General features: G+C 33.6%; 17 protein-coding genes and 1 rRNA gene. 4 read left to right on the top strand and 14 right to left on the bottom strand.

Going from position 1 to position 25,747, the window contains the following annotated elements:
• From BM289_RS10075 to BM289_RS10040, 8 genes are all read right to left on the bottom strand, one after another.
• On the bottom strand, positions 1-1,113 hold the full coding sequence (locus tag BM289_RS10075; RefSeq protein WP_091492909.1) for a glycosyltransferase family protein: 1,113 nt from the start codon (positions 1,111-1,113) through the stop codon (positions 1-3).
• 91 nt (positions 1,114-1,204) lie between these two features.
• Positions 1,205-2,116 (bottom strand): glycosyltransferase family 2 protein, encoded by a 912-nt coding sequence (locus BM289_RS10070; RefSeq protein WP_091492907.1) that lies wholly within the window; start codon positions 2,114-2,116, stop codon positions 1,205-1,207.
• Positions 2,117-2,143: 27 nt separating this feature from the next.
• Positions 2,144-3,457, bottom strand: a complete 1,314-nt coding sequence (locus tag BM289_RS10065) for a lipopolysaccharide biosynthesis protein (RefSeq protein WP_091492906.1) — start codon at positions 3,455-3,457, stop codon at positions 2,144-2,146.
• Positions 3,458-3,509: 52 nt separating this feature from the next.
• Entirely contained in the window at positions 3,510-4,922 is a 1,413-nt protein-coding gene (locus BM289_RS10060) for a UDP-glucose 6-dehydrogenase (RefSeq protein ID WP_091492904.1), read from the bottom strand.
• Between the two features lie 60 nt (positions 4,923-4,982).
• Positions 4,983-6,107: a GDP-mannose 4,6-dehydratase gene (gene gmd / locus BM289_RS10055; RefSeq protein WP_091492903.1), complete on the bottom strand. Its 1,125-nt coding sequence runs from the start codon at positions 6,105-6,107 to the stop codon at positions 4,983-4,985.
• Positions 6,108-6,212: 105 nt separating this feature from the next.
• Positions 6,213-7,163, bottom strand: coding sequence for a GDP-L-fucose synthase family protein (locus BM289_RS10050; protein WP_091492901.1), 951 nt, complete (start codon positions 7,161-7,163; stop codon positions 6,213-6,215).
• Positions 7,164-7,220: 57 nt separating this feature from the next.
• Entirely contained in the window at positions 7,221-8,222 is a 1,002-nt protein-coding gene (locus BM289_RS10045; RefSeq protein WP_091492899.1) for a mannose-1-phosphate guanylyltransferase, read from the bottom strand.
• Positions 8,212-8,646, bottom strand: coding sequence for an adenylyltransferase/cytidyltransferase family protein (locus tag BM289_RS10040; protein WP_091492898.1), 435 nt, complete (start codon positions 8,644-8,646; stop codon positions 8,212-8,214). The genes BM289_RS10045 and BM289_RS10040 overlap by 11 nt, the downstream gene beginning before the upstream one ends.
• A gap of 590 nt (positions 8,647-9,236) precedes the next feature.
• Between BM289_RS10040 and BM289_RS10035 the strand changes: the two genes are divergently transcribed.
• Positions 9,237-9,704, top strand: coding sequence for a UpxY family transcription antiterminator (locus BM289_RS10035; protein WP_091492896.1), 468 nt, complete (start codon positions 9,237-9,239; stop codon positions 9,702-9,704).
• 93 nt (positions 9,705-9,797) lie between these two features.
• Here the strand turns inward: BM289_RS10035 and BM289_RS10030 are convergent, their stop codons facing one another.
• The 5 genes from BM289_RS10030 to BM289_RS10010 form a co-directional block, all read right to left on the bottom strand.
• Positions 9,798-10,001 carry a helix-turn-helix domain-containing protein gene (locus BM289_RS10030; RefSeq protein WP_091492894.1) on the bottom strand — a complete coding sequence of 68 codons (204 nt, stop codon included), beginning with the start codon at positions 9,999-10,001 and terminating at the stop codon, positions 9,798-9,800.
• 76 nt (positions 10,002-10,077) lie between these two features.
• Entirely contained in the window at positions 10,078-10,308 is a 231-nt protein-coding gene (locus BM289_RS10025) for a helix-turn-helix transcriptional regulator (protein WP_091492892.1), read from the bottom strand.
• 518 nt (positions 10,309-10,826) lie between these two features.
• Positions 10,827-13,010, bottom strand: a complete 2,184-nt coding sequence (locus tag BM289_RS10020; protein WP_091492891.1) for a hypothetical protein — start codon at positions 13,008-13,010, stop codon at positions 10,827-10,829.
• The gene (locus tag BM289_RS10015) at positions 13,007-13,735 is read right to left on the bottom strand and encodes a hypothetical protein (RefSeq protein WP_143102064.1); all 729 of its coding nucleotides are present in this window, start codon (positions 13,733-13,735) and stop codon (positions 13,007-13,009) included. Before BM289_RS10015 ends, BM289_RS10020 begins: the two co-directional genes overlap by 4 nt.
• Before the next feature lie 16 nt (positions 13,736-13,751).
• Positions 13,752-14,177: a T9SS type A sorting domain-containing protein gene (locus tag BM289_RS10010; protein ID WP_167365411.1), complete on the bottom strand. Its 426-nt coding sequence runs from the start codon at positions 14,175-14,177 to the stop codon at positions 13,752-13,754.
• A gap of 1,018 nt (positions 14,178-15,195) precedes the next feature.
• Here BM289_RS10010 and BM289_RS10005 point away from each other — a divergent pair.
• The 3 genes from BM289_RS10005 to BM289_RS09995 all read left to right on the top strand — a co-directional run bounded on the left by BM289_RS10005 (position 15,196) and on the right by BM289_RS09995 (position 25,414).
• Positions 15,196-20,544, top strand: coding sequence for a type I polyketide synthase (locus tag BM289_RS10005; RefSeq protein WP_091492887.1), 5,349 nt, complete (start codon positions 15,196-15,198; stop codon positions 20,542-20,544).
• An 81-nt stretch (positions 20,545-20,625) separates the two neighbouring features.
• On the top strand, positions 20,626-24,636 hold the full coding sequence (locus BM289_RS10000; RefSeq protein WP_091492886.1) for a non-ribosomal peptide synthetase: 4,011 nt from the start codon (positions 20,626-20,628) through the stop codon (positions 24,634-24,636).
• A complete protein-coding gene (locus BM289_RS09995; protein WP_167365410.1) occupies positions 24,623-25,414 on the top strand; it encodes a 4'-phosphopantetheinyl transferase family protein in 792 nt (263 codons plus the stop codon). The genes BM289_RS10000 and BM289_RS09995 overlap by 14 nt, the downstream gene beginning before the upstream one ends.
• A gap of 202 nt (positions 25,415-25,616) precedes the next feature.
• On the opposite strand, the gene rrf is transcribed toward BM289_RS09995, so the two are convergent.
• Positions 25,617-25,726, bottom strand: a 5S ribosomal RNA gene (gene rrf / locus BM289_RS09990).
• Between the last annotated feature and the right edge of the window lie 21 nt (positions 25,727-25,747).

Below are 25,747 nucleotides of genomic sequence, written 5' to 3'. Positions count from 1 at the left end.
TTAGTTTAAACCACTTAGAAATTTTGTAGCTACAAACTCTAAATTATTGTCATTTAAAACAGTGAATTTTCTATCCAAAAAACTATTAATCGTTTTATGATTTTCGTATTTCATTAGATTTGAAGATACTCTTGGTTTAAATCCTCTTACATTCCAATCTCTCGCTACACATAAAACAGCTAGTTCGTGGTCAAACATAGAAGCCAGACTACCGCTTTTTTGATTTAATAAATAAGGCGTCGTTGAAATTCCGTATTGACAGCTTGATAAAATTTGGCTTATCTCAAAATCATTTACAAATCCTGTTACTTCGAATCTAATTTCGTTTGCCTTCAAAACTTTTTTCCACTCTTCGATTTCAGCGCCGCAGTTTCCAATAAAAACAAACTTTACTGTTCTAATTTCTTTAGAAATGGATAAGACAAGTTTTAAATCATAAATAAATTGTTCTACCGGAGCTCCGTAATGAATATTGCCAAAAACACAGAATCTCAAGTCCGAATGATAGACCATTCCTTTATGTTCGACTTCATTACTTCTGGCTATGTTGCTAAACAAAGGCAGTATTTGCGCATTGTAGCCTAATTTCGATATTTTAGATTTATATAAATCGGTTTGTGTATGAATGACTACTTTCTCTTTTGTTTTTAAAATTTTTGAAATCAGCGCCTTTTGTATCAAACCAATACACTTACTTTTAATTGTGGCATCTAAATCCATTCCAATCCACAATTCATGAAACATGATATGAAGCTTATAATTTCCTTTTAAATTCTTAAAAAACGAAGGCAACCAAAATGGTAATCCTTTTGGATTAAAACTGTAAGGAACAAATTGTAAACTGATCCAATCAGGCTGAAAATCATTTACTATTTGTTTTGTCCATGCAAATCTTTGTTTGACATCTGTAGCAACAGGTATACGATAAACTGTAACCTGATCTTTCCCAATCAATTGGTTTTCCGTCACAAAAAAATTGGATTGATTATCACATAGTGCCAATATTCTAACGTCATGTTTTCTATGCAATAATTCAGCACATAAACGGCGAGTGTAATCACCAACACCATCTTTTCCAGCTTCAGCGGAGCCACAAACAAATAAAATGTCCATAATTTGTGCTTGTATTAAAAAGTTTTTGAAGTTTTGAAGATTTTAAAGTTCTTTTAGAACTTTATTCTAGTCTAAATTGGATCTAATAGACTTAATTTTTAAGCCACATATTATATAGAAGACTTATAAAATTAACAACGTATATTTTAAATAATTTTCTGTTGACAATACAGAGATACAAACCATTCAATCTGCTTCTGCCTATCATCTGTTGAATAAAAGCTTCTTTATTTTCTTGTTCAAATTTCTTAAATGCTGCAGTAAGCGGGTGAGAATTTTTTTTTGAAGTGTTTAAATATTTTTCTATCCAGTTTTCCATTCCAATAATGGCAATTCTTTTTAGTTCTAAACTACTGGTACTTGTAATATTGGATTGATGTTTTCTGTAAAAAAATACAGGGCTTGATGTGTATGCTATTCCTTTATTTCCACAGGCGATAAAAGCCGAAATATAATCTGAAGACCAAGCCAAGGGTAATTTATAAAAACCTCCGTTACTTAATAATGTACTTTTTCTATAGACAAAATCAGAGATGAATTGTTCACTTCTTCCTTCTATACAATTTAAAATATAGTTATCAGTATCTTCATATTCAGGGCAGCAATTGCTCAGTTCAACTTCCTGAGATTTTTCATCTATAACTTTTATTCTGCAATGAAAAATATCTAGATCAGGATATTTATCGATTAACTTATTAAACTCACTTAAATAATCTGGAGACATTTTATCATCATCTCCCATTAATATAAAAAAATCGCCTTTTGCAAAACTTAAGCATTTATTCCAATTATCAATAACATGTTCTGCACCAATATTTACTTCATTTTCATAATAACGAATACGAGGATCGTCATTTTTTTTTATAATATCAAATATTCCATCGGGAGAGCAATCGTTAACTACAATCAATTCAAAATCTGTGAATGATTGCGACAATATACTCTCTATACATTCTGTGAGATATTGTCCTTTAAATGCTGGAATTCCAATTGAATATTTCATTTTGCATTTTTTTACCTCAAAAAAAACTCATTTAGATATCTGATCGTCATTCTTATTCAATTCCAGAATTTTATAATATCCGTAGCATACATGTAATACCATCTGTACAATTGCAACAAGAATATTTAAATATAGAATTCCTTTTAAAGTTGATACATCAAAAATAAAACAGCTCAGTACGATAGGCAGCAAACTTCCTGAAATCGAAATGTAATATTTTAAAACCCAGCCCCTGCTTAAATAAAGTCCCAATGCGGCGGCCATTATGGTGGTAATTGCAGTTCCAATCATTAACAAAACCAATTCTGTATTTAGTTTTTTGTAATTACTACCTAAAATCCATAAAATCTGATCCGAGAATAAATAGGTACAAACCACTATAAACAAAAGAAGTATTGTCATACCAACCAATATTTTGGTATAGTGTCGTAATAATTTTTGTGGCTGATTTTGTATTCTAGCAAATCTCGGAACAATTAATATCGAAAAAACGACCATCAACAGCGTTATGATTGAGCTTATTCTTCCAAGCGCCCCAATTTGTGCAATCGATGCTGGGTTTCCAAAAATTGAAATGATCCAAGTTGAAATCTGTCCCGAAAAACAATAATAAATAAGTCCTGGTAAGCTTTTTCTAACAATCGAAGAAATCTCTTTTTTTACTACTGGATCTTCCGTTTCTGATGTATCAGCGTAAACATTCGTATGTTTTTTCAAACGAATATTTCCATATATCCTTGCTATTCCGCTGGTTAAAATTGAAAGATAAGCAAAAGGAAATAGGAATATGGTTGAAGCCACCATTAACAATCGACCGAAACTTACAATAACTTGATTTCTTTGGAGTGGCAAAATACTTTGATTAAGTTTTAAAGGAATCTCCAATAAAGAATCCGACAAAGTAGCGTAGAATGCAGGAATTATAGACAATATAATCAGTATAGAAGTCATCCAGCCTGCTCCATTGTGAAGCAGTAAGTAAAGTAAAATCGGAAGGGATATAAACAAACTTATTACTGCAAATTTTTTACGCATTTCGAGTCCTGTAACCAGCACTTTTCCTAATTCTTTTTTGTTTTCCCAAACCTTTCCGCCTTGTGCCAATACACCTGTAGAAATTCCGCCGTCAGATAATACCGACATGGCGCCAAGCATTGTATTGGCTAAAGTATAGAAAGCGTATTCTTGAACAGAAAGTAATCGAATAATTAAAATACCTGAAACAAAACCAACTCCCTGTACAATAACCTGTGCACTTCCTGTTATAGAAATTAATTTTCCCCAGCTTACAATCGTATCGTATTTTGGATGGTCTTTAAGTTTTATCAAAATATCTTTCAAGAAATGAAATTAAAATAGTTAAAAAATAGATTCTCTTTTACAATTGAAAATTTCAGCCTTTTCCAATTCCTTTAACTCTAAAACCAATGTTTGTTAATTTTTCTGCATCCAGAATATTTCTTCCGTCAAAAACAAAAGCTGGTTTATACATTTTGATATATATGTTTTCCCAGTCATATGTCTTAAATTCATCCCACTCTGTTAATACTGCAACAGCATGAGCCTGATCTAGTGCCTCTTTTGGATCGCTATAAACATAAATCTGATTTAGCTTTGCTTCTATTTTTTGCTCTGTAAATCCTTTTAATTCCCATAAATAACGCATGTCAGCTTTAATTTTTGCTTCAGGAACTTTTGGATCATAAACATGTATCTGTGCACCATCTTCAATAAGATGTTCCGCAACATAAATTGCAGCCGATTCTCGGGTATCATTAGTATCCTTTTTAAAAGCCCAGCCTAAAAAAGTAATTTTTTTATCGCTAACCGTATTAAACAAAGAGCTTATAATTTTTTTAGCAAATCGATACTTCTGATAATCATTTAAAATAATTACCTGCTCCCAATAATCAGCAACTTCTGGCAGATTAAAAAAACGGCATAAATACACGAGATTTAAAATGTCTTTTTGAAAACAAGATCCTCCAAATCCTACAGAAGCTTTGAGGAATTTAGGGCCAATTCTACTGTCTGTCCCTATTGCATTTGCTACCTCATCAACATTTGCTTCTGTGACTTCGCACAAAGCGGAAAGTGCATTTATTGAAGAAATGCGCTGTGCCAAAAACGAATTTGCCGTTAATTTTGATAATTCAGATGACCAAACATTGGTAGTCAAAATTTGTTCTGGCTTCAGCCAGTGTGCATAGATATCAACCAGTGATTGAATTGCTTCTTTTCCCTCAGGAGTTTGCTGTCCTCCAATCAATACTCGATCTGCGTTGAACAAATCTTCTATTGCAGTTCCTTCTGCCAAAAACTCTGGATTAGATAAAACTTCAAATTTTACTCCATTACCAGTGCTGTCTAAAATTGTCTGTAATGTTTCGGCAGTACGAACTGGCAGAGTAGATTTTTCTACAATAATTTTATCGTTTTTAGCTATTCTGGCAATTTGTCTTGCACATAACTCAACAAACTTTAAATCAGCGGCCATTCCTTTTCCCTCACCATACGTTTTGGTTGGGGTATTAACAGCAATGAAAATCATATCTGCAGCATCAATAGCATTATCTACATCTGTAGAGAAAAAAAGATTACGTCCTCTAGCCTCACCTACTACTTCTGCAAGTCTTGGTTCGTAAACAGGTAAATTATCTAAATTTTCATCGTTCCAGGCCGCAATACGGCTTTCATTTAAATCAACAACAGTAACTTTAATTTCCGGACATTTTAATGCGATAACCGACATTGTAGGACCGCCTACATAACCAGCACCTAAACAACAAATATTTTTGATTTTCATTTAAATATGTTTTTTTGAAGGCAAAAATGTTTATTAACTTTATTCTAATTTCCTAATTTCTTATTCGTAGTAATTCATTATTGTAAAGCCACATTCTCTAAGAAGCTGTTCTTTTCTCATCAATTTTAAATCGGACTGCATCATTTCCTGCACCAATTCTTCGAGTTCATATTGACATTCCCAGCCAAGTTTAGTCTTAGCTTTGGTTGGATCACCTATCAACAGATCTACTTCTGTAGGTCTAAAATAGTTCGGGTCAACAGCTAATACTTCTGTACCAACTGGAATTTGATAATCAGGATTACTGCATGATGCTATATAACCTTTTTCATCAACACCTTTTCCTCTAAACTCTAATTCTATGCCAACTTCTGCAAAACTCATTCTCACAAATTCACGAACTGGAGTGGTTTTTCCTGTAGCAATAACCCAGTCTTCTGGTTCTTCAGCTTGTAAAATCATCCACATCATTCTAACATAATCTTTAGCGTGCCCCCAATCGCGTTGGGCATCTAGATTACCCAAATAAAGTTTATCTTGTAATCCTAAAGCTATTCTTGCAGTTGCTCTTGTAATTTTACGGGTCACAAAAGTTTCCCCACGGATAGGTGATTCGTGATTAAACAAAATACCGTTACAAGCATACATTCCATAAGCCTCTCTGTAGTTTACTGTAATCCAAAAGGCATACATTTTTGCTACTGCGTAAGGGGATCTTGGATAAAAAGGAGTTTTTTCAGTTTGCGGTACTTCTTGCACTTTTCCATACAACTCTGAAGTAGATGCCTGATAAATTCTTGTCTTTTTTTCTAATCCCAATAAACGTACTGCATCAAGAATTCTTAATGTTCCTAATGCGTCAACATTACCGGTATACTCAGGAGTTTCAAATGAAACTGCTACATGACTCATCGCTGCCAAATTATAAATCTCGTCAGGCTGTATTTCCTGAATTAAGCGAGTTAAATTTGTACTGTCGGTCATGTCTCCATAATGTAATATAAAATCCCTATGTTTTATATGAGGATCTTGATATAAATGGTCTATTCGATCTGTGTTAAACATCGAAGTACGTCTTTTTAATCCGTGTACGATATAGCCCTTTTCTAATAAAAATTCACTTAAATAGGCTCCGTCTTGTCCTGTCACTCCCGTAATGAACGCTGTTTTTTTTAATAGAGTCATAATGTTATTATAAGGCACAAAGGCATTGTGTTGCAATGTTGCAAAGTTTATAAAGTATTAACTGTAAGGTTTTTGTAGATTTTCTAGAATAAAAAGAGGTCGTAATTAATAGCTCTTTTGTTTTAGGTTTTTAATGTTTTCTAGAAACCAATTGTAAGTTTTTTGTATTCCTTCTTCTAAGTTCACTTGGTGTTTCCAACCAATGTTATGCATTTTAGAAACATCCATTAATTTTCGAGGTGTACCGTCAGGTTTGCTTTCGTCCCAGATGATATCTCCAGTATGTCCAACAACTTTTTGAATCGCAGTAGCCAATTCCTTAATTGTCAAATCTTCTCCTGTCCCAATGTTGTATAAATGTTCTGGAAGTTCATTTTCTAATGCAAAAACTACAGCTTCAGCCATATCATCTACAAATAGAAATTCCCTCATCGGATTTCCAGTTCCCCAGAGTATTACTGGAGCATTGTTGCTTTCTTTGGCTTCGTGAAATTTACGAATCATAGCTGGCAGAACGTGAGAACTTGTTAAATCAAAATTGTCATGTGTACCGTATAGATTTGTAGGCATTAAACTCACAAAATCTTTTCCGAATTGTTCACGAATGGCTTCACATAATTTTACACCCGTAATTTTAGCCAAAGCATACCATTCATTCGTCTTTTCTAAAGGAGCAGTAAGCAGATACTCCTCTTTTAATGGCTGTGGTGCCAATTTGGGATAAATACAGGAACTACCTAAAAAGATAAATTTTTCTACATCGGCATTATGAGCTTCATTAATAAGGTTATTCTGAATCTGCATGTTTTCCATTAAAAATTGAAATGGAAAATCATTGTTGGCCAAAATCCCGCCTACTTTTGCTGCAGCATCTATAATTACATCTGGCTTAACTTTCTGAATGAAATCTCGAACTGCATTTTGTTCTCTTAAATCTAATTCGCTGCTAGATGCCCCAATAAGATTATTATATCCTTTTGCTGTTAAAGATCTCCAAATGGCGCTTCCAACCATTCCTTTGTGTCCTGCGATATATATTATAGAATTTTTATCCATCGTGTTAGTCGCTTTTTATTTTATAAAGACCTGTAATTTTCTTTCTTGATTTTTCCTTTATAATAATGGAGACGCAATAGACTCCAATTGCTGATAAACCTCTTTTACTTCTTGAGAGTTCTCTTTTTGCAGCACCATTAAAGCATCAATAGTATAAATCAATATACAATTTTTTACGCCAATAAATGTGGTATGCATTGAGGTTCCTATCACAATATTTCGGTTCGCATCTATGGGATGACCTTTATGAACTAAATAATCATAAACCGATTCAAAAGAGCCTAAGTCTGACCATTCAAATTGAGCTGGAACAACTTTTATGTCGTCACTGCGCTCCATTACTGCATAATCGATACTTATAGAAGGAATTTTTAAAGACAATTCATAATCCAAAAACCCATCTGTATTGGCTTCCCAAGCTGTTTTGGAGCTCCAGTATACTTCTGGTTCCTGTTTTTCCAACTCTGCTAGAAAAGTACCTGCTTTAAAACAAAAAAGACCACTGTTCCAGAAATAGTTTCCGTTTTCCAAATAAATCTTTGCTGTTTCTAGATTAGGTTTCTCATGAAATGCTATCACATCTTCGTTTTCGAACTCTATATAGCCGTAGCCCGTTTCTGGTTTAGTTGGTTTTATTCCAAAAGTGACCAAATAATTCTGACCGGCTAATACAATAGCTTTTTGCAAAGCATCATTGTAACTGTGTTCTCCATCTATAATATGATCTGATGGTGTAATCAGCAGAATATCTTCTGGATCTGATGCAAATGCCGCAAATGCAATTGCGGCTGCCGTATTTCGGGGAACAGCTTCTACGATATGGGTGAAAGACTTGTTGAACTTTTCCATAATAGCATTGCTCATTTTGTAATTTTCAATATTTCCTACTACAATCATATTAGAAGAAACATTTTCATTACGAGCCACTGTTTTCTCAAAGAGTGACTCCCCATCAAAAAGCTCAAGATATTGTTTTGGAAGCGTTCTTCTAGAAAGAGGCCATAATCTGCTGCCAATTCCTCCCGTTAAAACTACATGAGTTACTGTACTAATTGCCATTTGAATGCATTAAAACTTCTTTCTGATAAACTTCATGACGCAGATTAGTGCTCGAAAAACGGTGATCTCTAGTATTAAAGTACAACTCGATTCCTTTTTCTTCGCAATATTTTCTTCCAGTAAAATCTCTGTCTTTATATTCGTCGCCCAAAATACGAACATCAATAGTAAAAGCTTTCAAGATATCTTCCAAATCCTGCTCTGTCGCATAAGGAACAATTTCATCAACAAACTTACACGCTTTTAACTGTATGTAACGTTCCACTACAGTTTGTGTGGGTTTATTTTTTGTTGGGCGATCTAATGTTGGGTCTGTTTGCAAACCAACAATTAAAAAATCACAATGTTGTTTTGCTTCTTCAAGCATCTTAACGTGCCCCGCATGTAACAAATCAAAAGCACTAAATGTTATTCCAGTTCTCATCTGCTTAATGTTTTAAATTAAAAAATATGTTTGTTAATGTAGTATGATTTTCAAAAATTGTAATAAGCCATTTTACTGGGGTTCCGAAGCTTTTTCGTTAATTTTTGAATAAGGGTTCCCCGTGAATAGTTACATTATAACTACTCAAAAAAGAAAAATAAAATGGTGAAAATTTTAAAAAATTATTGCTGTTTATTACTTTAAAAATGATCCAATTTTTGATTCGTAAAACGTAAAATTTAGACCAATCAAAGCAACATATCTATTGCAATAATTTAAGATAAAATTAGAATAATACGACTGATGAGAAATTTCATTTTTGTTGCTAAATGTCCTTAATAAGGAAATTTTACTATAAAAAGCATCCATAATTTTCGAATGTCAGAATTAAATTTACTTCTTAGTTTACAGATAAAAAATCTGATGCCTTTAAAGCCGATTTTTTTCAATCTCTATTACTAATTTGACTTGAAAAAGCGGTCTTGAACAAGAGGCAAAATTGTATCAGATTATTATTTTATTAAAAGAATATTTAACAAGACAAAGAGCTTAACTTTTTTTAAAACAACTATTTTAATACAGTCACAATTATGAAATGGTATGTAGTGTACACCAAACCTAAATGGGAAAAAAGAGCCGCAGAACAATTAAGCAAGTTTAATATAAACTGTTATTGCCCTGTCATAAAAAAAGTGCAACAAAGATCAGATAGGAAGGTAAAGGTAGAAGTGCCATTGTTTAATCATTACATTTTTGTACAATTAGCAGAAAAAGATAGAAATCTTGTATTTCATTCTCCTGGTGTTGTTCGCTTTTTGTTTTGGCTTGGAAGACATGCTATCGTTAAAGACCAAGAAATTGAGACTATAAAAGAATGGTTGAATACTGGAGACACGGCTTCAGAAATATCAGTTATGCAATATCAGATTGGAGATAAAGTACATTTAAATTCTGGTCCATTTTGCGATCAAAATGCAGTTGTAAAAGATATTACAAAAACACACTATGTATTAATTTTGGAATCTTTAGGATATGTTTTAAAAGTAAAACATAAATAATAATTAATGAAAAAAAAGAGTTTTTCAAGAAATTACACCTTACTTGAAACTCTTCTTTTTCATGAAGAAAGCAGATGATAATTGGAAGAAATATTAATTTTCCAATTGGAAGATTTGGCTTTTTTTGATACCTAGAATTTTTACTAATCGATCCAATTTAGATAGTTTAAGATCTATCATTCCATTTTCGATTTTCTCATATGTTTTTACGCTCATTTCCATTTGAATAGCTACATATTCTGGAGTATGATTATTTTGCAACCGATACTCTTTTATCTTTAAGTAGTAATTTTCCATGATCTTATTTTTTTATTACTTTTTTAAACTTTTAAAGTTTGCTTTTATAATATTCAACAAATTATAGGAAGAGATTCTATCTGGTTTCACTAAAGAAAATTGAAACGTCGAATTTAAAGATGAACTCTATTGAAACCTCCAAAACTTTTGAAATTTCAATCAATTTGGAAACTGTCAAATCAACATCGCCTCTTTCAATCTTACCGTAACCGCTGGTACTCATTTTTAGTTCAGCTGCTACGTATTCTCTAGTCAAATTTTTTAATTCTCTTATCTTTCTAATATTTTCGTATACACTATATTTCATAAAAAATAAAAAATAAAAAATATAAATAATTCGTATTTAGATGGTATTGTCACAATTCATTATAAAATTATCTGCAACGCATTTCAATTTATTTTACAAAAAAATCACCTTAACACATCAACCATTCAATTATTAATAAGATTTAAAGCTAAATGACGATTTTTCTTTATCATTCATTTTAAATTTCGATCAAAAATATATAATGTTTCGAGTTTATAATAATAAATCTGTTCAACGGATTTTAAAATCCGATAAAATACAACATGACGAGTTTTAAGGCTCTCAAATCGACCTAATATTGACCTCAAAACCTGACGATGTAAGAAAACAATCGCGTAGTTTTACCCGCCGAATGACGTAATTACAGTGGCTTTCTAGATAAAAATGAAAAAAGAGGCTGAGAACTTAGCTTAACTAATCTCAACCTCTTTTTAGAAGTGTTTTTTATAGATATTATATCAGACTACTTTTCAAACTTAGGACATCTAAAAAATAATCAAGAATCTTTATGCAATCTTTTACTGTGTTACTAAAAGTTGCGGATAAGGATTTGGCGTTTCGTTTATCAATATAATTGGAACATTATCTTTCATGTTTACCAGCAACTTACTAAAGGCAGTATTGGATTGTAAATTACTATTTACATATACACCTTGAGTCATTCCGTAAGTTCTTGTAACAGTTCCTCTAATGGTTGAATTAAGGATGTAGTTGCTCATTTGATAATGCACAGTCGAAGAAAACACTGGAATATTATCTTGCAACGTACAGCCTTCCATAAAACTTCCTTGTCCTCTAATTATAGCGTCTGTGCTTGCATTATTATAGAAATTACAGCTGTATAAAGACAAAGGAGCATCTCTTATAATATGAGGTCCTTTATGATTCGTAAAATCGCAATTGGCTGCTATAGGGAAATTATGTCCTGAAATATCAAAAGCCAAACTATTTCCATCAAACTTACAATTAATCCATGCATTTAGATTATCTGCTCTTGTTGCTTTCATAGATACTGCCGTTCCACAGTTTAAAAACTGTCCGTTGTAGAAAACCACTTTATCAACATATCCTGCTTCTTTAATCGTATATACAGGATTCGGATCTTGGAAGAACCCTATGTTACAATTTACAAAACTCAAACTATCAAAAAAGCAGTTGTCTAAACCAAAAATTCGATACAAATGAATACCATAGTTTTGATTTCTAAATACGACATATTTTAAATTTGTAAAAGCAATCAAATCCATTTCATCTGGAGCATATACTCCAACGCTTCCACCTTGCAATGTTAGATGAGAAAGCACGAAATTATTATCACCAGTTGCAGACTCTGAAAGCGTTATTAAAGGGAAATCGTCTTTTAGACCAACAATTACTGTTTTTCCTGTTCCTGCTCCAATAATTCCTTTTGTTCCATCTACAGGCATTTTTAAAGTTGAACTAATATAAAAAGTACCTTCTGGAAGTTCTGCAATACCTTTAGTATTTATTAAATTCTGAATATAACTGGTATTATCTGTTTTTCCTGATCTATCAGAAGCCCAGTTCGGACCTAAAGGATCTGGCAAGGTTTCCCACGTTGTACGGCTGAATGGTGTATATTTTGTACCAACAATAGCCGAAGAAATAGCAGATGAACCTGAAATAGCAACATTCTGAGATGTTCCATTCAAAGTAACCTCTTTATCCAGTCCTATTCCGCGGATATGCGCTTTTAAGTCGAATCCTGTAACAGGCGAAGTACTTCTTTTATAAGTATCATGCTCTCCAACAAAATAAAGTACATTAGTTTTTCCTGATACAGATGGAGCGCCGCTTGTTCCTTCTCCTTGAATAAGTTTATTAAAGAAGAACAAATTATTGGCAGTAATATCAAAAGTTGGGGTTTGAACTGTAGAATATCCGTTTCCTCCTCCAAAATCTGTAATCTTTACATTCCCCATGTTCTGCATATACAACATTGGTTTAGTACCAGTACCGCTAAAATTCCAAGCTTCACTGTCCAATCCAACGAATGTCATCGACTGCAGATTATTAATATCTGTAGCATCTCCAGCAGGCGTTAAGAAATTAGAGTGTAAATGTACATTCCCATAACTCGGCGTTGTGCTGTTTCCTTTCATTACAAGCTGGTTGGATGTACCATGCACTTGATGCTTTATGATTTTATTATTTCTAAAATATCCTGATGCACTACAATCAAATTGTATGGCACTCATTACATTAATAAATAAATTGTTTTCTATTTGAGCATTAGTTGCTTTAACAGTTGCCCATTTAATTGACTTTAGCGTACAATTCGAAATAACAGCTCCTGCCTGAAAAGTTATTGTTTTACCATTTGGCAATAAATCCTGCAAAAGCACATTGGTACTTCCTGCTGCAATTGTAATATTGGATACTGGACTTAAAGTAGAATATCCATACAATCGCTGATTACTTTTCATTACAATATCCACTCCCGTGTAGTCCCCTTTTTCCAATCGCACAGAACCGTATTTATCTAAAGCGGCCTGAATAGTTGCTTTTTGAGTTACAGGCAATAAATAAGCATTAAAATAATCAATTTCTTCTTTTTGGTTATTTACGCCTGGAGTTACTACTGGAGGAGGAGTTTTCACTGGAGCTTCATCTATTGCATAATGATAGTTCTGAGAAAAAACTGCAGTTGAAAAGAGTAAAAAATAAATTAAATGCTTCATTGTCCTGAAATAATATAGGAATTTGCGCCTGTTTTTCTAAGAAATCCAAACCTCACGTTTCCAGCTGTGCTTGTAAACTTTCCGCTTCCACCAGCGGTATAATTAAGAGCAACACCAGAAGCAGCCTGAATTGTAAGCACCGCACCATTATGAGCTTCCAAATTGATAGTCTCACCCACTGCCATACTTCCAAAATCAGAAGTAAGAGTTAATGTAGACGTTGTTGTACATTCTATTGTATTGTTTATATCTGCAACAGCAATATTTCTTGAAGAAGTAAATGAAACAATCACGGCTCTACTGGCTGTTGCAGTAGTAGAACCTGCAGTTTTAGCATACAATGCATACGGAACGCTTAAAAGCTGCGTAACGCCTGTAATATTATAGTTAGTCCCTCCTTTTACATCGACTTGTGTTTCTATGAAATAAGGTCCTTTATCCCAAGCAATTTGACTAAAATTACCCGTAACAATTGTTCCGGTTCCTATTTCAAGAGAAACCAAACCATTACCATTTGTATTTACAGAATGTGTTTCCTGATAAACATTAGTCCCAGTAGCAGCACCTTGATGCACTATAATTTTAAGACTAATTCTCGAATTAACAACCAAACTATTATCCTGTGCTCGGATAATGGCCTGATAACTCATTTTTTCAGGTGATTGTGCAAATACCTTAAACGTAACAGTCACAAATAATAATAAAAGGGTATGTGCAAGTTTCATTAGATTTTTATTTTTTTTAATTTTTAATGATTTTAAATGATTTCAAAATTTGGCTGTCATTATATACTACCAAAATATAAATAGACGGACTTAGATAACTGAGACTTACTTGAGCTTCAGTCTGATTAATTAAATTTTGCTTTAACAGTCTTCCCTGTATATCATAGAGTCTATAAGATTTTTGTCCTTCGAGCTCTAATCCGGTCATACTAATATTTACAAAATCTATTGTTGGATTTGGGAAAGCAACTATTTGTGTTGTAGGTTTTTCTATATCTGGGGTATCTAACGAAGTGCCATTTTCTTGGTGTTGTATACCTTGAGCCACATTGTAGACAGATTCTACACCTATATAAGTATAAAATACTTGTCCAATAGAATAAGTTACCGTTCCAGAACTACCACTTGCATTGCTTCCGGAAGCAATAATGGTTTCCATCATTTCATTAGAATTTGGGGTCGTCGTTTGGCAAATTCCTACAAAAGGAATCAATAACATTATTACTATCAGTAGGTTGATATTTGTCGATTTCAGATACTTCACAGTTGCGTTAAATTCTCTTGTTTATTTATACTGCAAAAATATTTAATCTCAAAAAATAATCGATAAAAATAATGTTAATTCCGATTAACTACCTAAAACGTAGTATTTTAATAACTATTTACTTACATCGAAAAAGTTAAATTTTTCTTTTTATTGGATGGTCAATTGTAAAAAAAGACTTTTAATATAGTATTACTTTAAAGATGTATTTGAAATATTTTTGGCCTAAATCTAAACAGGTTAGTACTACTAAAATTAACGCCGTTTTATTTCACAAATTACATCTGTACTTACTTTTTATTTAATCCTCAAAACACCTGCCCATATTATTTGTATTTCATAATTATTACCTAACATAACAATTAATCTTCTATGCAATCAACTATTTTCATATCTAATTACAAATCAAACAGATACATGTCGCAAAAATAAATATTTATTCTATATTTTATATACTTACAGTATTTTTTTTGAAAAAAAACAAAAAAATAGACTCGTGAAATCCCTTCAAATGGACCCAAAATTGGTATAAAAAGACATTCAAAAGCAAAATTTCTCTCCAAAATTCTCCTTACAATTTTTAATAAAATTTGTCATATACAATTTAAAACATGCTATTCATCGAGAATAATAGCTTTATATGGAAAATGCAAGATTTACTGAAAAAAAATTCCTTTTTTTGATCAACTTATTAAAGAATAAGTGAAAAATACCATTTTAATACAGAGCCAAAATAAAAGCCAGAACCAATTAAAATTCTTACATCTGTTTATTGACAAAGCTGCTAATTGTAATTAAAACTTACAATTACACATCACTAAAAAACTAAACAACAAGGTTTTAAACCAAGTTTCATTTTTAGTAACGCCGATTTTATCATATTATTTTGCTCAATTTTAATTTTAATATCATTAAAATGAAAAGATCTAATAACAATAGTTTTGACAACGAGGTAAATTGGAAAAAAATGAGTTATCCTCAAAATGCATTGCATGAGCTTTTTATAAAACAAGCCGAGGCAACTCCAAATTCAACAGCACTTGAATTTGGCAATCAAAAAATTACCTATAAGCAATTAGCAAAAACCATAAATCAAATGGCTAACTATTTTTTAGCCCAAGGTTTATGTCCTGGACAGTTTGTAGCTGTATCTATGGAAAGAAATCCTAATTTGATTGCTTCTCTATTTGCAATTCTGCAATGCGGAGCAGCCTATTTGCCATTAGATCCAAAATTTCCATCTGAACGACTAGAATTTATGTTGGAAGATTCTGAAGCAAGTTTTTTACTAACTACAAAACTATTATCAGCTTCATTACCCAAAAATTCGAAAAATATACTAATAGAAGAGATATTATCTTCGCTTGATCAATATCCAGATTTACCATTAAGTCTTTCGGTTCCTAATACATCCGTTGCCTATATAATGTACACTTCTGGATCAACTGGAAAGCCAAAAGGAGTTACTGTTACTCATAAGAACTTAGTAAATTTCCTTTACAGCATGGCAATTGAGCCTGGCATTCAACCGGAAGACAAACTACTCTCTATTACAACCATTTCCTTTGACATTGCAGGTTTAGAATTATTTCTGCCTTTAATTTCAGGTGCTTCAGTAGTTTTTGCTGATTACGAAACTACTCGAGATGGGCATCTTTTACTCAATCATTTACAAAAAAAGGAAATTACAATATTACAAGCTACTCCAACGACATGGCAAATGCTGCTTGATTCCGGCTGGGAAAATCCGTTGCGATTAAAAGCCTTATGCGGCGGTGAAGCGATGCCTTTAAATCTAGCCCGTAAACTAACTGAAAGATGTGAATCGCTTTGGAATATGTATGGACCTACTGAAACTACGGTTTGGTCTGCTGTCAAACAAATTAAATCTGATGATGAATTAATTACGATTGGACTTCCTATTGCAAATACTCAAATTTATTTGTTAGATGAGAAAGGTAAAATTGTAGGATCGGGAGAAATTGGGGAAATAGTTATTGGTGGAGACGGAGTCGCAGAAGGTTACTGGAAACGCCCAGAACTTACAGCCGAAAAATTCATTCCAGATTCATTTACATTGATGCCAAATTCCATTCTGTACCGCACAGGAGATTTAGGAAAATTACTTCCAAGTGGAGAGTTCCAATGTTTAGGACGCATCGATCATCAAGTAAAAATAAGAGGTCATCGTATTGAATTAGGAGAAATCGAAGCTACATTAAATACACTGCCCAACATTAAACAATCTGCAGTTATTGTAAGCCGTCATCTTGGAAACGAAGACAAACTTGTAGCTTATCTAAAATCTGATGATCAATTGCAGGATGAAAAACAAATTCATGAGTCGCTTTCTAAGGTACTGCCAGAAATACTACTGCCATCAAAATATATTTGGATTGATGAATTCCCTATAACACCCAATGGAAAAATCGACAAAAAGAACTTACCCGTTCCTGAATATAACAGACCAGATTCTGCACCACTTTTTAAAAAACCAACTACACAACTAGAAAAGGACATTGCAAAAATCTGGAGCGAAGAACTAAAAATAGAAAGCATTGGAATTGATGATGATTTTTTTGATCTGGGAGGAAGTTCGGTACTTGCGCAAAAAGTAACAACTATAATGAGACAGCAGTTATCGAAAAATGTCCCTGTTTCAAAAATTTATATTCATCCTACAATTAGAGAATTAGCCGTTATTTTAGAAGAAAATAGTAGTGAGAATAATAGTAAAGAAGACATCTTTACATTCAAAAGCACAAATAACAAAACCGACTGGCAAGACATTGCTATTATTGGTATGGCCGGAAGATTTCCAGGTTCAGACACTATAGACGAGTTATGGGAAAATCTTAGAGATGGAAAAGAAACGATTTCTCTATTTACTAAAGAAGAATTAGACAACAGTTTACCCGAAAGTCTTCGCAATGATCCGCTTTATATTGGAGCAAGAGGAATTTTGCCTTCTGCAAAAACATTTGACGCCGCTTTCTTTGGCTTAAATCCGCAGCTTGCCGCCGCAATGGATCCTCAAATCAGAATATTTTTGGAGATTTCATACGAAGCACTAGAACAAGCCGGACATTTACCAAAACATTATAAAGGAAGCATTGCAGTATATTCAGGCAGTGAAATCAATTCTTACTATGAAAATAATATCTTTTCAAACAAAGAATTAAAAAGTGCTATAGGCGATTTACAAATCTATACCGTTAATGGAAAAGATTTTATTGCTCCTCGTACTTCGTACCATTTAAATCTTAAAGGCCCATCTGTAAGCGTTCACTCTGCCTGCTCAACTTCATTATTAGCAATTGCCGAAGCTGTAAAAGCAATAAGAACCGGCATGTGCGATATTGCCCTTGCAGGAGGATCTAGTGTAACTGCACCAATAAACAGCGGACACCTTTATGATGATGGCTTTATTAAAAGTCCAGACGGTTCTACCAGATCTTTTGACGCTTCTGGAAAAGGTACTGTATTTAGCGACGGAGCTGGAGTAGTAGTTCTTAAAAGACTCGAAGAAGCTGAGAAAGATGGAGATATTATCTATGGAGTAATTAAAGGTGTTGGTGTAAATAACGACGGAGGTGATAAAGGAAGCTTTATGGCTCCAAGCCCAAAAGGACAAGCGGGTGCAATAATTAATGCTTTTAATGATGCACAAGTATCACCTTCTACAATTAGTTATATGGAAGCTCATGGTACCGCAACTCCTATTGGTGATCCAATCGAAATTGAAGGGCTTAAAATAGCTTATGGCAAACAAGAAAGAAATAACTATTGTGCATTAGGTTCTATTAAAAGCAACATGGGCCATACCACTGCTGCCGCTGGCGTTGCTGGAGTAATCAAGGTATTATTGGCAATGCGTTACAAAAAAATACCGCCAATGGTAAATTTTGTAAAACCAAATCCCAATATCGATTTTGACAATAGTCCCTTTTATGTCAACAACACTCTAATTGACTGGAATGCAGACGGTAAAAGAAGAGCTGGAGTAAGTTCATTTGGTATCGGAAGTACAAATGTTCATGCTATCCTTGAAGAATATGACAAAACGCCTGTTCCTTCTTCAGCTTCGCGTCCTTTACAACTCTTAATGTGGTCTGCAAAAAATCAAAACAGTTTATTGGGCTACGAAAATGCTTTAGGTCATTTTATTGATAAATCAAGAGAAATACCACTGGCAGATATTGCTTATTCATTAAATATGACTAGAGATGATTTCAATCATAGAAGTTTTTTAATCTCTAATTCTACAGCTGATGCCGCTGAAAAATTACTATGTCTAAAAGCTAAAACCACTAAATCTTCAGTTTTAAAGAGTGCACCATCAGAAATAGGTTTTCTATTTCCTGGACAAGGATCTCAATATGTTCAAATGGGGAAAACGCTTTACGATAACGAAAAAGTATACCGTGAAGCCGTAGATAAATGTGCCGAACTATTAATGGACGAATTAAAGCTCGATATTCGAGATATAATTTATCCAAAAGACGATTGCCCTGAAGCGGAAGAACAATTAAAAAATACTAGATTAACGCAGCCTTCCCTATTTGTCACAGAATATGCATTAGCACAATTATGGATGAGCTGGGGAATAAAACCAACTTTCCTATGTGGTCATAGTATTGGTGAGTTTGCGGCCGCACATCTGGCTGGGATTCTGAGTTTAAAAGATGCATTACATATCGTTACGGTTCGAGGAAAATTAATCAGTGGACTGCCTGGCGGATCGATGTTAATCGTACGTGTCCCAGTTGATCAATTAAACGAATTGCTCCCTAGCACACTTTCAATTGCTGCTATAAACTCAACTCAATTCTGTGTTGTTTCTGGAACAAAAGAAGATATTGCCGCTTTCAATCAGGAACTAGATGCTAAAGAAATTCCGAACAAACTATTAAATACAAGTCATGCTTTTCATTCTTTTATGATGGAACCTATTTTAGATGACTTCAAAAATGAATTAGAAAAAGTAAAACTTAACATTCCTAGATTGCCAATTATTTCTACTGCATCTGGAACATGGCTTACAGATACCGAGGCAACAAGCACAACATATTGGGTCAACCAGCTAAAAAACACCGTACGATTTGCAGACGCAATGGATACTGCTTTTGAGTTGGATGATTTTATACTATTGGAAGTTGGTCCAGGACAAACATTGACAACCTTGGCTCGCCAACAAGCTGCTGGAAAAATTATTCCTGTTTTCCCTAGTCTAAATTTCCCAAAAGACGAGCAGGACAATGAATATTCTACTCTGTTAAATGCTTTAGGCGATTTATGGGCAAGAGGTGTAAATCCAGATTGGAAAGCTTTTTATAGCGCACAGCAAAGACAAAAAATTGAACTGCCAAGTTATGTTTTTGACCGTAAACCTTGCTGGATTGAACCTTTAGGAGTTATTGAAACTATTGTGGTTCAAAAAACTGTTGGTATTGATACATCTCCAATTGAGACTCAAAACAACGACATCATAAATACTAAAACAACTAATTCTAGAAAAGATTCGGTATTGCTTAAGATTTCAGAAATTATAAAAAATGCTTCTGGAATAACTTATGAATCTGAAGCTATTGACAATACATTCTTAGAATTAGGTTTAGATTCGTTATCGCTTACACAACTATCAGGAAAACTGAAAAAAGAGTTCGATTTACCAATTACATTCAGACAACTCAACGAAGCATATTCAACACCATCACGCTTAGCAGATTATGTTGAAGCGAATCTTCCTGAAGAACAACTGACTGACCCAAATACTGAGACTGAAACACCTTCTGTTCAAACTATTGATTCAACTGTTTTATCAACTGGAATTCAATTATCATCCAATCAAAATCAGATTTCATTAGAACAAATTGTTCAACAAATTCAGCTTTTGAGCCAAAAGGTAGATCAATTACAAAATTATCAGACTACTTCAGTTAATGGAAATGGTTCATTCACAAATTTAAAAGCGGAACATTTTCATTCTGTAAAACTTAGTAATGAAAACATAACAGAAACAAATGGTACTAACGGACATATTAATGGAACTAATGGTTTTCTAAAAAAAGAAAAAACACTTGATCTTTCTAAAACCAATGATCAACAACTTTCTGAAAGCAATAGTTCAGAAAAAAAATACATCATAAACGCAAACGAACCGCCTGTAAAAGGTAGTAAACTAGGTCGGGACGAAAATGGAAATCCTGCATGGTTTATTCAAGATCCCAATCAAGATGGAAGTTTGACAAAGATCAAACTATAAAACTAGAGAAGTACAAGAGACAACTAATATTTTAAATTGTCAATTTAAAAACTGTTCAATTACGTTTAAAATAGGAAAACAATGAAAAATCAACCTCAAATACAAACAGAAATGGAAACTGAAACTATAATTCAATTTAATCCATTTTCACCTGAAATCGAACGAGTTATCTACACCACCTATTCGCAACAGGAAATATGGTCAGATTGCATTTTTGGAGGCAGTGATGCGAACAAGGCTTACAACCTGTCGGTATCTATCAAATTTAAAGGGAATTTAGTAGTAGATATTTTCGAAAAAGCCTTAAATACATTGGTGCAGCGTCACGAAGGTTTGCGGTCTGTTTTTAGTCCAGACGGACGTTTTATGTGCATCTATACTGATTTTACTATCGAAATTTCACATAATGATTTTTCTAATCTTCCACTTACTGAAAAAGAACCTGCAATAAACAGCTTAGTCAAAGAAGAAGTCAATAAACTTTTTGACCTTGTAAATGGTCCATTGTTTAGAGTTAACCTGCTTAAAATTGATGATTTTGAACATCTTGCCACTTTAACAATCCATCATATTATTGGAGACGGATTAAGTATTGATATTATTCTCGAAGAGCTTGGAACACTTTATTCAGCTTATTTCGAAAATGAAAAACCTCAATTGCCAACTCCAGAACGTTTTAGTGAATTTGCCGAAAGGATTAATTCATTTATGGAAAGTAGTGAATACAAAACTCTAGAAGATTTTTGGATTAATATTTATAAAGAATCTGTTCCAACAATCGAATTACCATTAGATTTCACAAGACCTGCTTTACGAACATACAATAGTGACCGAATTGATTTTCCTTTGGATGATACTATTATAAATAAATTAAAAAACATAGGTATAAATTCAGGATGCAGTTTAGTTACCACTTTGTTAGCAGCGTTTGAAGTTTTCTTATGCAAAACTACAGGTCAAAATGATTTAGTTGTCGGATTTCCTTCCTCAGGAAATACATTGTATGATATGAGACAATTGATTGGCGATTGCGTTAACCTGCTTCCATTACGCAGTAAAATTACTCCAGACATTAGTTTTTCAGAATACTTAAAACAACGAAATTCTGAATTATTTGACGCATACGAACATCAGCAAGTTAGCTTTGGACATCTTTTAAAGAGTTTTGCCATCGCACGAGACCCTTCTAGAATTCCTCTTGTACCTGTTATATTAACAGTTGATTTGGCACGAACTATCGAAAATGAATTTTCATATACAGGTCTTACCCATAGTTTTAATGCAAACCCAAGACAATATGGTACTTTTGAAATACAGCTTCATATTTTTAGAGCGAAGGACGGTCCTTCATTTCAATGGACATACAATACAACACTCTTTAAATCAGAAACTATAAGTCAAATGATGGCTTCGTTTGAAGGAATAATCAAAGAGGTAATAGCCAACGCGAACAATCCGCTATCTAATTTAATTGGAGGTAATTATTTAACAGATTATACAGCGTTAAATAATACCAAAATGCCTTATCCAAATGTTACTCTAACGGAATTATTTAAGGCCCAAGCAGAAACAACACCTGAAAGTATTGCACTAGAATTTCACGGATCAAAAATGACCTATTTTGAAGTGCAAGAAAAGGTAAATCAATTTGCTCATTATTTAAAGGCACAAGGCATTCAATCTGGTGATTTTATAGCTGTTTCGTTCCCAAGAAGCCCTGAACTGCTTTATACATTGTTAGCCATTATGCAATGTGGGGCTGCTTACTTACCCTTAGACCCAGAGTATCCAAAAGAACGTTTAGAATTTATGCTAAACGATTCGGGTGCAAAAGTTTTATTAACCAGCAAAGAAGTGTTTGCATCGTTACCATCATGGTCACAAATGCTTTTTATAGAAGATATTATCGATTCATTGAGTCAGTACTCGACAGTACCACTTCCTTTTACCCTTAGTGCCGAAAACACTGCCTATATCCTATATACATCGGGATCAACAGGAAATCCAAAAGGAGTGCCTATCACTCATAAAAATTTAGTTAACTTTCTTTGCAGTATGGCTTTGGAGCCAGGTATAAAGCAAGATGACAGACTGCTATCAATCACTACAATTTCGTTTGACATTGCAGGATTAGAATTGTATCTGCCTTTAATAAAAGGAGCAACATTAATTCTAGCCGATCATGAAACCGCAAGAGACGGAAGGCTCTTACTTGATTTAGTAAAAAATGAAAAAATAAATTTCTTACAAGCTACACCAACTACTTGGTCAATGCTTTTAGATTCTGGATGGTCTGAAAAACTTCCAATTAAAGCATTATGCGGAGGTGAGGCAATGCCTGTTGATCTAGCCAAAGAGCTTTTAAATAAATGCGATTCGCTTTGGAACGTTTATGGTCCAACAGAAACAACAATATGGTCTTCTTTAAAACAAATAAATGCCGATGATAAAACAATTACTATAGGTAAACCAATTGGAAATACACAAATTTATATAGTAAATGAGCAAGGTCAGCTTGTTGCACCAGGAAATATTGGCGAAATTATAATTGGTGGTGACGGAGTTGCAAAAGGCTACTGGAATAGACCTGAACTGACAGCCGAAAAATTCATTAAAAACAAATTCTCCGACGATGAAAAAGAAATACTTTACCGAACAGGAGATTTAGGAAAGTTACTTCCTAATAATGAAATAGAATGTCTGGGACGTTTAGATCAACAGGTTAAAATTAGAGGGCATCGTATCGAACCAGGAGAAGTCGAACAAGCACTTCTGTCTCTTGATGGAATAAAATCAGCTGTAGTACTGGCTGACGAAAATTTTCTAATTGCCCATATTGTACCTGATTCAGAAATAGAAGAAGCACAAACTAAAATTCCTTTATGGCGTGAAAGTTTAGCAGCAAAACTACCGGTACAATTAATTCCTCATGATTTTAATTTAATAGAAAAGATTCCAACAACTCTTAACGGAAAAATAGATCGAAAAGCACTATCACAATATAAAGTCAATAAAAAAATAACCTATACTGCACCACGTACTGAAGAAGAAAATATAGTCGCAACTATTTGGAAAGAAAGCCTAAACATTGAAAATATCGATATTTTTAGTGATTTCTTCGAAATGGGCGGTCATTCAATCAAAGGTGTAAAAGTGATGATTGAGATAGAAAAACATACTGGTAAACGAATTCCACTATCAGCACTGTTCAAATATTCTACTGTCGAAAAATTTGCTAAATTATTAAATACAGGTACGGAAATTTATTCCGATTGTTTAGTTCCGATAAAACCAACAGGAAACAAACCTCCACTTTTTATCGTTCATGGCGCAGGGCTGAATGTATTAAATTTCATAAATCTGAGTAAACACTTCGACGAAGATCAGCCGGTTTACGGTATCCAAGGTACTAAACCAAAAGGTTTTGACGGATGGTACGAGTCCATAGAAGCAATGGCGGCACATTATATAGACGCCATTATCAAAGTAAATCCGAAAGGACCTTATGCGTTGGCGGGATTCTCATTTGGCGGAATTGTAGCTTTTGAAATGACACGCCAGCTAAAAGCACAAGGGAAAATAGTAAGTTTAACCGCCTTACTAGATTCTTATGTAGATTCTTCATACTATTATGGAAATTACCGCCGTAAACAACTTGTTCGTTATATGGATGTTACTTATAGAAGACTAGATTTCCTAAAAGAAATGTTATTAAGCTGGAAAGCCTTTAAAATGCGAATCAACGGTAAAAAAGAATACATCTTGCAAAGACATTTTGGAAAGAAAAAAATAATGACCGAACAAGAAGAACTGGCGCTTCAGCAATTTATTGAAGCTGACAAGATGGTTAAAAAAATTGTAGACCTTTATCATCTAAAACCACAAGCTTTCAAAGTTGATTTATTTCGATCAAAAGATGATGATAACTACAAATTAGACCCTACACATTTAGGCTGGAAAAAAGCAGCATTAGGTGGCGTAACTATTCACAATATTTCTGGTAATCACTTAAATATTGTTGCTCCGCCAAATGACAAAGTATTAGCACGATTAATCCAAGATATTTTAGATGAGAAACATGAAAACATCTAAGCTCTCTATCTCTTTTTCAGATGTAAAAAGTGCAGAATCGATTCCTGATAAAAAGTTTTTTTTAGACAGTGATGATATTATTATCTATACTATTTATTTACCTAATTTCACCGACTTAAAATCTGATCTTTCTAAATATTTAAGCGACAAAGAAATAAAAAAATCACAGCGCTATTACAAAGAATCAGATACCAATCGTTTTATTACCTATAGGGCCATTTTAAAGTTTATTTTAGCCGCATATAGTAAATTACGCATAAAAGATATTTACTTCGACTATAATTTCAATAAAAAGCCTTATTTAATATCTCATCCGTGGTTGCATTTCAATGTTTCTCATTCTGAAGAATTTGCCGCCATAGCCATTTCCCGAAAAAAAGTTGGATTGGATATTGAATACATGTCTAATGATTTTAAATTTACGACTCTGCTTCCAGATGTTTTTGAAGATAAAGAAGTTCTGCAGATTCAAAACTCATCAGATATAAAACATGCCTTTTACACATCGTGGACCCGTAAAGAAGCCTTTGTAAAAGCATTAGGAAAAGGAATTGATGAAGATTTTAAAAACCTTCCGAGTTTAGACGGGCAATACCAAATTGATTCAACTCTTTTACAAAACACCCAAAATTGGCAGGTATATAGTTTTGATTTTGCTGAAAATTATTTGGGAGCAGTAGCTTTCGAAGATATACCCGAAATTTCCAAAAACATCTCGTTATACACCATTCCAAACAGCATGGACGAGCTTCTGGAAATGATTCCAAGAAAAGATTAAAAAACAACATAATAATTATTATAGCGTTTCCCTCTGGGCCGGGCTGTGCGCTGTATCTTTTGCTTTTTAAAGAAAAAAGCAAAAGGATGCCGCTCCCATCCCTAACGCATCGGCTCTGGAAGAAGGTTTCAGGTTTGCTTATAAAAACCCAAAAGTCTATAAAACAAAAAACCCTGCTTCGTTAGAAACAGGGTTTTCAAAAGAAAGGCGACGACATACTCTCCCACAATACTGCAGTACCATCTGCGCAGGCGGGCTTAACTTCTCTGTTCGGGATGGGAAGAGGTGAGCCCCGCCGCAATAACCACCTTAAGGTTTTCAGTTAATGGTTTG

Origin of the sequence: Flavobacterium phragmitis, from assembly GCF_900112575.1 — a bacterium.
In the GTDB taxonomy this organism is placed as follows: domain Bacteria; phylum Bacteroidota; class Bacteroidia; order Flavobacteriales; family Flavobacteriaceae; genus Flavobacterium; species Flavobacterium phragmitis.
Note: the sequence above shows the minus strand (reverse complement) of the source record. Positions and strands in the feature narration are given on the sequence as shown.

Excerpts from the sequence above, each read along its gene's own strand:
- BM289_RS10075 (WP_091492909.1), bottom strand. The coding sequence starts at position 1,113 with ATGGACATTTTATTTGTTTGTGGCTCCGCTGAAGCTGGAAAAGATGGT.
- BM289_RS10070 (WP_091492907.1), bottom strand. The coding sequence starts at position 2,116 with ATGAAATATTCAATTGGAATTCCAGCATTTAAAGGACAATATCTCACA.
- BM289_RS10060 (WP_091492904.1), bottom strand. The coding sequence starts at position 4,922 with ATGAAAATCAAAAATATTTGTTGTTTAGGTGCTGGTTATGTAGGCGGT.
- gmd (WP_091492903.1), bottom strand. The coding sequence starts at position 6,107 with ATGACTCTATTAAAAAAAACAGCGTTCATTACGGGAGTGACAGGACAA.
- BM289_RS10050 (WP_091492901.1), bottom strand. The coding sequence starts at position 7,163 with ATGGATAAAAATTCTATAATATATATCGCAGGACACAAAGGAATGGTT.
- BM289_RS10045 (WP_091492899.1), bottom strand. The coding sequence starts at position 8,222 with ATGGCAATTAGTACAGTAACTCATGTAGTTTTAACGGGAGGAATTGGC.
- BM289_RS10040 (WP_091492898.1), bottom strand. The coding sequence starts at position 8,646 with ATGAGAACTGGAATAACATTTAGTGCTTTTGATTTGTTACATGCGGGG.
- BM289_RS10035 (WP_091492896.1), top strand. The coding sequence starts at position 9,237 with ATGAAATGGTATGTAGTGTACACCAAACCTAAATGGGAAAAAAGAGCC.
- BM289_RS10030 (WP_091492894.1), bottom strand. The coding sequence starts at position 10,001 with ATGGAAAATTACTACTTAAAGATAAAAGAGTATCGGTTGCAAAATAAT.
- BM289_RS10025 (WP_091492892.1), bottom strand. The coding sequence starts at position 10,308 with ATGAAATATAGTGTATACGAAAATATTAGAAAGATAAGAGAATTAAAA.
- BM289_RS10020 (WP_091492891.1), bottom strand. The coding sequence starts at position 13,010 with ATGAAGCATTTAATTTATTTTTTACTCTTTTCAACTGCAGTTTTTTCT.
- BM289_RS10015 (WP_143102064.1), bottom strand. The coding sequence starts at position 13,735 with ATGAAACTTGCACATACCCTTTTATTATTATTTGTGACTGTTACGTTT.
- BM289_RS10010 (WP_167365411.1), bottom strand. The coding sequence starts at position 14,177 with ATGATGGAAACCATTATTGCTTCCGGAAGCAATGCAAGTGGTAGTTCT.
- BM289_RS10005 (WP_091492887.1), top strand. The coding sequence starts at position 15,196 with ATGAAAAGATCTAATAACAATAGTTTTGACAACGAGGTAAATTGGAAA.
- BM289_RS10000 (WP_091492886.1), top strand. The coding sequence starts at position 20,626 with ATGAAAAATCAACCTCAAATACAAACAGAAATGGAAACTGAAACTATA.
- BM289_RS09995 (WP_167365410.1), top strand. The coding sequence starts at position 24,623 with ATGAAAACATCTAAGCTCTCTATCTCTTTTTCAGATGTAAAAAGTGCA.